The organism is Microvirga sp. P4_A5 (assembly GCF_056402495.1).
The window spans coordinates 1-7286 of record NZ_JBFUHH010000148.1 but is presented as its reverse complement, the minus strand read 5'-3'; the positions used below and the strand labels follow the sequence as shown (position 1 = coordinate 7286).

Annotated in this window: 8 protein-coding genes and 4 pseudogenes; 11 read left to right on the top strand and 1 reads right to left on the bottom strand. The window is 56.5% G+C overall.

What is annotated here, in order from left to right:
- The first annotated feature begins 364 nt into the window (after positions 1-364).
- The 11 genes and pseudogenes from AC1DVM_RS22000 to AC1DVM_RS21950 all read left to right on the top strand — a co-directional run.
- Positions 365-1111 carry an extracellular solute-binding protein gene (locus AC1DVM_RS22000; protein WP_477258074.1) on the top strand — a complete coding sequence of 249 codons (747 nt, stop codon included), beginning with the start codon at positions 365-367 and terminating at the stop codon, positions 1109-1111.
- Between the two features lie 30 nt (positions 1112-1141).
- Positions 1142-1381, top strand: coding sequence for a hypothetical protein (locus tag AC1DVM_RS21995; protein ID WP_477258072.1), 240 nt, complete (start codon positions 1142-1144; stop codon positions 1379-1381).
- 56 nt (positions 1382-1437) lie between these two features.
- Positions 1438-1719, top strand: coding sequence for an ATP-binding cassette domain-containing protein (locus AC1DVM_RS21990; RefSeq protein ID WP_477258070.1), 282 nt, complete (start codon positions 1438-1440; stop codon positions 1717-1719).
- An 83-nt stretch (positions 1720-1802) separates the two neighbouring features.
- Positions 1803-1865 (top strand): annotated as a pseudogene (locus tag AC1DVM_RS21985) (hypothetical protein); the annotation flags it as partial.
- Positions 1866-2504, top strand: a complete 639-nt coding sequence (locus tag AC1DVM_RS21980; RefSeq protein ID WP_477258076.1) for an ABC transporter ATP-binding protein — start codon at positions 1866-1868, stop codon at positions 2502-2504.
- Positions 2501-3331, top strand: coding sequence for an ABC transporter permease (locus AC1DVM_RS21975; RefSeq protein ID WP_477258068.1), 831 nt, complete (start codon positions 2501-2503; stop codon positions 3329-3331). The genes AC1DVM_RS21980 and AC1DVM_RS21975 overlap by 4 nt, the downstream gene beginning before the upstream one ends.
- A 1-nt stretch (position 3332) precedes the next feature.
- Positions 3333-4121 carry an ABC transporter permease gene (locus AC1DVM_RS21970; protein ID WP_477258066.1) on the top strand — a complete coding sequence of 263 codons (789 nt, stop codon included), beginning with the start codon at positions 3333-3335 and terminating at the stop codon, positions 4119-4121.
- A gap of 27 nt (positions 4122-4148) precedes the next feature.
- Positions 4149-4304 (top strand): hypothetical protein, encoded by a 156-nt coding sequence (locus tag AC1DVM_RS21965; protein WP_477258064.1) that lies wholly within the window; start codon positions 4149-4151, stop codon positions 4302-4304.
- The gene (locus AC1DVM_RS21960; protein ID WP_477258062.1) at positions 4304-5161 is read left to right on the top strand and encodes a proline racemase family protein; all 858 of its coding nucleotides are present in this window, start codon (positions 4304-4306) and stop codon (positions 5159-5161) included. The genes AC1DVM_RS21965 and AC1DVM_RS21960 overlap by 1 nt, the downstream gene beginning before the upstream one ends.
- A gap of 231 nt (positions 5162-5392) precedes the next feature.
- Positions 5393-6387, top strand: a pseudogene (locus AC1DVM_RS21955) (IS3 family transposase); the annotation flags it as partial.
- Positions 6388-6793: 406 nt separating this feature from the next.
- Positions 6794-6874, top strand: a pseudogene (locus AC1DVM_RS21950) (IS6 family transposase); the annotation flags it as partial.
- A gap of 58 nt (positions 6875-6932) precedes the next feature.
- Here the strand turns inward: AC1DVM_RS21950 and AC1DVM_RS21945 are convergent.
- A pseudogene (locus tag AC1DVM_RS21945) lies at positions 6933-7238 on the bottom strand (UPF0182 family protein); the annotation flags it as partial.
- Positions 7239-7286 lie beyond the last annotated feature (48 nt).

The window sequence follows — 7286 nt, the reverse complement described above, 5'->3', positions numbered from 1 at the left end:
ATATTAGGGGTCACCATTACGCCACAGCTTGAATACCGAGGACTACCGCCGAGACTCATCACGTCCCAACTGGCAAGCACCTGACGACTGCGTCCTCCGTGGTCGGCGGCAAGTCGAAGCGCGTCAATAAGGCCAGAGAACGCCGCGAGCGTAAACTGGTCTAACAGTACGAATCCGACGCGCAATTTTATTGCATTGCTTGGCGCTACTGCAAGTCCAGATCGGCGCTCAGATGTTTGGTCCGGGGTCCTCATGTCGGAAATATTCAACAATCCGGCTGATTCGTTCTATCGAAAAGTTCCGTAGTGTGGCGAACATGGCGGGCAGATCGGCTCGGACACGATCAAACAGGGATGGAACCACAATGGCACGCATTAAAGCTCTCGGCGTTTATGCCTTCGCGCTTACCGCTCTTGCCCCCGCGGCGTTCGCACAGCAGTCGTCTATCACCGTTGCGTGGTATGGCGGCAACTGGGGCAATGCCTTCCGTGCCTGTGTTGCGGAGCCATTTACGAAAGCGACGGGGATTACGGTTTCTCCAGAGATAGGCACATCGACCGTTACCCTTTCCAAGCTTCAGCAGCAAAAGAGCTCTCCTACTATTGACGTAGCGTGGATGGATTGCGGCATTAGCGAGCTCGCGCTTGCTGCCGACGTTTTGGACAATATTGGTGGAAATAATCTGCCTAACCTCGGTAACGTTGTCCCCGAAGCAATCTATAAGACAGCAGAAACCGTGTATACAGTTGGGACTGGCTATTATTCGTTAGGAATCGCCTATAACACCCAAAAAGTAAAGCAGGCACCCACCTCCTGGAACGACTTGTGGAAAGTCGAATTCGAGGATGCGGTAACTATCCCGTCTCCCTCAAATTCATCCGGCGTGCCTTTCGTGATGTTCCTTTCTAAGATCTGGAACGTACCTGCCGATGACCTTCCGGCAACGTTCAAGCAGATTAAGGACCTTAAGGCTGCGTTCTATTACGACTCGTCGGGAGCCGCGACAAACGCGTTTCAAAGTGGCGAGGCAATCGTCGGAGCTCACTTTAACGTAGGTGCTTGGGATCTTGCGGATAAGGGCCTGCCCATTGCGTTCGCCGTTCCCAAGTAGGGTGCTTGGGCGACAGATGCCCGCCTTCACTTGGTTAAGGGAACCCGCAAAAAGGAAGCGGCCGAAAAATTCATCAATCAGGCGCTGACATCCGAGGCTTCTGCATGTCTTGCAGAAAAGCTTTACCTCGGTCCGTCGATCAAGGGCGTCGTGGTAAAACCTGAGGCGGCTCGCAAGCTTCCCTGGGGCGAGAGGGGCTCGGTAAAAGACCTCCAGCTTTTTGACTGCAACCTAGTCAACAGCCGACGGGGCCAGATTGTCGATCTCTGAAACCGCGAGATCGCGCGCAAGTAAGCCTATCCATCAGAAGGGTTGCTGGTGACGCTATGGAAACCTCGCTCCTATCCATAAATTCGTTGTCGAAGCGTTTCGGAGGGCAAGCGGCCTTATCGAATGTTTCGCTTGAGGTTGGGAGCGGGGAATTCGTTGCGTTGCTCGGTCCCTCAGGCTGTGGCAAGACCACTCTACTGCGCTGTATCGCCGGGTTTCTTACCCCCGAGGAGGGGTCCATCCGACTTTCGGGGGAGGATGTGACGAAACTTCCACCCTACCGTCGACCCTCAACACGGTGTTCCAAAACTACGCGTTGTTTCCTCACATGCGCGTGATCGACAACGTCGCATACGGCCCCCGCCGAAAGGGTATTGCGACGGGCGAAGCCGAAAGGCGCGCTTGAGAAGCTCTCGAACTTGTGGGGCTGTCCGGTTATAGCCATCGATTTCCCAGAGAACTCTCAGGAGGACAGCAGCAACGTGTGGCTCTTGCAAGGGCGATAGTAAACAAGCCGCTTCTCCTTCTTCTTGATGAGCCCCTTAGTGCTCTTGATCTAAAACTCAGGAAGCAGGTTCAGATCGAACTCAAGCACATTCAGGCGAAGCTCGGAATCGCATTTGTTTTTGTCACACACGACCAGGAAGAGGCCCTTACTATGGCCGACCGGGTCGTAGTGATGAACAACGGCAGGATTGAACAGATTGGGACAGGCGCCGAGATTTATCGCGCCCCCGCGACGAGGTTTGTCGCTGACTTTATTGGAGATGCAAATCTCATAGCATGCTCACCGAGGGCCGACGGCCGCCTCCAGCCGGAGCTTGGTTCGCTTTCGCTTGATCGGGGCGATCTTCCTTCCAGAACACGCGCTACAGCAGTTTTGCGGCCGGAAGATGTCTATCTTCTGCAAGCTCCCGAAACGGCGGGCTTTTCAACGGTCCAGGCGATCGTCGAGGATGTTATCGGCGTTGGGAGTTACACCTTGGTCAATATGCGCGCGAACGGCACTTCGCTTTCATGCCGCATATCGGGAGATTTACCGATCGCGTTGAGGGCGGGTTCCCCTGTCACTGCGGGCTATAGGCCAGAGCGTCTCCATCTGATCGCGGATTTGGGCTCATGAGCGTTCGTTTTAGCCGCTCAGTTCTTCCGCTCGTGGCCCTACCCGTCGCATTTTTCATCGGGTTTTACATTTTTTCGATGATAGTCGCGGCGCTCGCGAGCCTGACCAATTCAAGCGGTGAGGTGACTTCCGCGAATTATGCACGAATACTTTTGGATCAATATCACTGGGATGTTTTGTGGGTCACGTTTCGGATTGCGGTGCTCACAACGCTCGTTAGTGTTCTCCTGGGCTATCCTCTTGCGTGGTATCTTGTCCGCGTGGTCTCATGGCGGCCATTAAGACGCGTATGCGTCATACTTCTCGTCATTCCTCTCTTCACGAGCAATATAGTTCGCTCATTTGGCTGGATGGTCCTGCTTGGACGCAACGGCTTAATCAACGAGTCACTGGTGTCCAGCGGACTCGTCGATAGACCTATACGGTTCATTGGCACCGAGCTCGGGATATTGATCGGACTGGTTTACATCCTGCTTCCGTTCATCGTTCTGTCGGTTGGGAACGCGCTCGCGAAAGTTGACATGACATTGGAGCGAGCCTCAGCCGATCTTGGTGCTCGGCCTGCAGCGACCTTCTGGAACATCACGTTTCCACTGAGCCTGCCAGGTCTTATGGCTGGTGGCATCATGGTATTTACCCTAGCCGTCAGTGCGTACGTGACCCCTGCCCTTCTGAGCGGCGGCAGGATCACCGTCTTCTCAATGCTCATTTTCCAACAATACAGTACTGTGTTTGATTTCAACTATGGGGGAGCACTAAGCATAACACTGCTCGTGCTGACGCTTGTCCTTGTCGCAATCGCTGGCCGTTTCGGCAAGGGACAGTGATATGATAATTGCTCTCATCCGAATTGGGGCCTTTGTGGCGCTTGGCTATCTCGCTCTCCCTCTGATTGTCATCATTGGGTCTTCGATGACGACCACAAGCTTCCTGGCATTTCCGCCCGTTGGCTTGACGGTTTCCTGGTACGGCATAATGCTGGGAGACCAATCTTATGTGAACGCCTTTTTGATRAGTACCCTCCTCGCGACGGGGGCTACTATCGTCGCAGTAGTGTTAGCAGTGCCCGCCTGCATCGCGATCGCGCGCTACTCATTTCCGGGAAAGACTTTTCTGACGTCGTTTCTGATGTCCCCCTTGATCTTGCCGCACGTTGTGCTGGGTGCTGCACTTTTGCAGTACGGTACTGCGATCGGCTTGACCCGGAGTTTTGCAGCCCTTCTGGTTGGGCATGTCGTCATCATCATACCATTCATCCTTCGGACCGTGCTTCCTCAATTAACTGAGGACCAGTCCACCCTTGAGGATGCCTCCGCTGACCTCGGGGCAAGCCCTTTCACGGCTTTCCGGCTTGTCACTCTTCCGTTGATCCGAAGCGGCATAGTAAGCGGAGCAATCTTTGCCTTCATATCGTCCTGGATTAATGTAGAACGCAGCATTTTTAACACTACCGCTGAGCTAACCACGATCCCCGTAAAGCTCTTCAACTACGTCCCGTATTCGATAGATCCAACTATCGCCGCCGTTTCATCGATAACCATTATAGTCGCGGCAGTAGCAATCATCATCGTTCTCGAGCTCACAATCGGCCTCGACATTCTGTCCGAGCGCAACTGAGAAAAACTTGATAAAGGGAGACGTTACATGCGTCAGCAAGATATCTTCGACGTCATCTATACACATACGGAGGGCGAACCCCTCTGCATTATTCACAGCGGCATTCCGTACCCAGCTGGCTCAGATATCCTCGAGAAGCGGCGCTTTCTGAAGAAAATTATGATTGGCTGCGCTGTGCACTGATGCGTGAGCCTCGTGGGCACAACGACATGTTTGGAGTGTTCCTCACGCCACCTTCGAGCCCGGAATTCGATGCCGGTCTTATATATATTGATGGGACACAGTACTCACACACGTGCGGACATGGCACTATTGCGGTCGGGATGGCGATGGTTGCGCGCGGTCTGGTTAAAAGGGGCAACAATGGACGCACGACGATCCGGTTCGAGACGACCGCTGGCCTTGTAGTCGCTGAAGTTGCCAACGAGGGTGACAACGTCCTGTGGACCCGCTTTGAGAATGTGCCAGCTTATGTAGCGGCGCAGGACGTCCCTTTCGAGCTCCCTGGCGTCGGACAGCTAAAGGCGGACATAGTCTGGGGAGGCAACTATTTTGGAATTATTGATCTGCGTGGCACGACACTTCGCATCTCTGCCGAGAACGGGTCCGAGTTTTCCCGCCTAGGCGTAATTGCGAGGGAGCAGCTCAGAGAGAAGGTGGCAATCCAGCACCCGGCCTCGGCTCACATCAACAATTTCAATTTTATGACGTTCTGGCACGAACCCACGATTGAGGGCGCCTTCTATAAGAATGTCCATGTTTTCTCTGCTGGACAGTTGGACCGCTCCCCCGGCGGTACAGGAACCAGCGCCATGATGGCCATGTTCGAAGCCCGCGGAAAGCTCAAGCTCCATGAGACGATCACGTCGGAGGGATTAATCGGTAGTGGCACCTTCGAGGGCTGTCTCGTTGGTGAGACCAGCCTGAATGGCACCAGGGCCGTCCGCCCCACTGTGAAGGGAAAAGCTGGTCTACTGGGCACAGCAACCTGGGTCATTGATCGTACCGACCCGGTTAGTGCTGGTTTCCTGGTTGCCTAACGTCGGCGGCCCCGCACGCGATCAATGTGCGGGGCCGGTTGCGATCCGCATACGGTTGATGAGGTCACGCTCTCCGAGCTTATCGAACAGCTTCAAACATCCCGGCTTGGAGATCGAGGTTCGGCGGCGGCAAGGTCGGCGACGCGGGCGAGGACCTCCCCGGTCGCCGGATTGCGCACCTCGAAGGTCGCGCACGTGTGAGCCCAGGACCAGTGGGATCGGATGAACTTAGTGGTCGGCGGTTCCGAGGTCCGCCGGCTTGAGGAGCGCGTGCGCGATCTCGAACGGCTTCTTTGCCGCAAGACCATGGAGGTCGAGATCCTCAAGGAGGCTCTGGCCAAATCGGAGTCAAAAAAACCGAACTTGCAGCTCTTGTCGCGGCTTCGGGACGGTTCCCGATGAAGACCGTCGCCGAGACACTCGGGGTCGCCCGCTCCCATTTGCACGATCGTGTTCATCGAGATCGAAAGTCGCGGGGAGCCTATCGCAAGGCCGACGACGATGGCCTGCTGCCGCTGATCCGCCGCCTCGTCGATGAGCGGCCGACCTATGGCTATCGGCGTATCACGGCGATGGCGAACCGCGAATTAGCCAAGGCGGCTAACCCGCCAGTCAACCACAAGCGCGTCTTCCGGATCATGCGGCAGAACGCCATGCTGCTCGCAAAGCATACCGGTCGCAGGACGAGCCGTGTTCATGACGGTAAGGTCGTCGTCATGCGCTCGAACCTCCGCTGGTGCTCGGACGGCTTCGAGTTCACCTGCTGGAACGGCGAGATCGTCAGGGCCGCCTTCATCATCGATGCCCACGACCGCGAGATCATTGCCTGGCACGCTGTCGTCGGTTCCGGCATCAGCGGCGGCATGGTCCGCGACATGATGCTGGAGGCGGTCGAGAAGCGCTGCGCCGTCCTGCGGGCGCCGCAGCCCATCGAATGGCTCACCGACAACGGCAGCCCCTATACCGCCAGGGAGACACGCGACTTCGCCGTGGCGCTCAATCTTGTGCCCTGCTTCACGCCGGTCCAGAGCCCGGAGTCAAATGGCATGGCCGAGAGCTTCGTGAAAAGCTTCAAGCGCGACTACGTTCGCGTCAACCCATTGCCGGATGCCATTGCGGCACTCCGGCAGATCACCGGATGGTTCAACGACTACAACGATAACCATCCTCATTCAGGGCTCCGAATGCGCTCCCCAAGGGAGTTCATCCGAGCTCAGGCGCAATAGCGGACTGTCCGGTCAAACAGGGGCAACTCCAGGGTTCCTCATTTGGTCGTGAAGAATCCCATCCTTATCCGGCCGGCCGCGACGGCCAGACGATGCGGTCCTGACGGATCGCGCCGTCGCCACTGTCGCCCCTCCGGTTGGGCTTAAGCCCTCCTGCGGAGCGACAGCGGCGACTCACCTCATCCTGATTGACGCTCGACTTCCACCCTGATCCCCGCGCGGCATGCGGGGATTAGAGCAATGGAAGACGCGCATTGGTTTGAAACGTATGCTGCGAGGCATTACCGCTTCAGGCCGGCAACAGAGGAAGAACTCGCGACCAACTGTCGAGCGTGGCGGTGAGGCGCTCCAGACGGTTATGTCGCACGGGGCTATGGCCTGCGCTGGCAGGAGAGGATGAAGCAAGATGTTCAAGGGCAGGCAATTCGACCGGTCGGTAATCCTGCTGTGCGTGCGCTGGTATCTCGCTTACAATCTGAGCCTAAAAGGGCGCCTCCGAAGACCAGCACCGCCGCCGCTAGGGGAAGCCTGTATGTGCGGGCCCACAGGTTGCCCCAAGACATGAGAGCTGCAATGACCGCAAGCCCGATGAGCACCCAGAGGACGGGCAGCACAACGTGCGTGTCCGTGTAGCTTGCACCCACCACGACGCCATTGTCGCCGTACAGCAGGAAATAGCGGTCCAGTCCGTAGGACCACGCTTTCACGGCGAAGAAGGCACCGAGCAAAGCGGAGCCATGAGCGATGGCGGCCGGAGATATCGTCAGGCTTTGGCCGTCAAATTCGATATGGTCACGCGTCCAGTAGACGGCTCCGGCGACGAGAATACTCAAGCTGACCGTCAGCAGCATCCAGTTCTTGAGAGCAATATAGGCCGGGAGTGAGAAGAGATAGAAGCC

Coding starts and splice junctions, on each gene's coding strand:
- AC1DVM_RS22000 (WP_477258074.1), top strand. CDS start 365: ATGGCACGCATTAAAGCTCTCGGCGTTTATGCCTTCGCGCTTACCGCT.
- AC1DVM_RS21990 (WP_477258070.1), top strand. CDS start 1,438: ATGGAAACCTCGCTCCTATCCATAAATTCGTTGTCGAAGCGTTTCGGA.
- AC1DVM_RS21975 (WP_477258068.1), top strand. CDS start 2,501: ATGAGCGTTCGTTTTAGCCGCTCAGTTCTTCCGCTCGTGGCCCTACCC.
- AC1DVM_RS21965 (WP_477258064.1), top strand. CDS start 4,149: ATGCGTCAGCAAGATATCTTCGACGTCATCTATACACATACGGAGGGC.
- AC1DVM_RS21960 (WP_477258062.1), top strand. CDS start 4,304: ATGCGTGAGCCTCGTGGGCACAACGACATGTTTGGAGTGTTCCTCACG.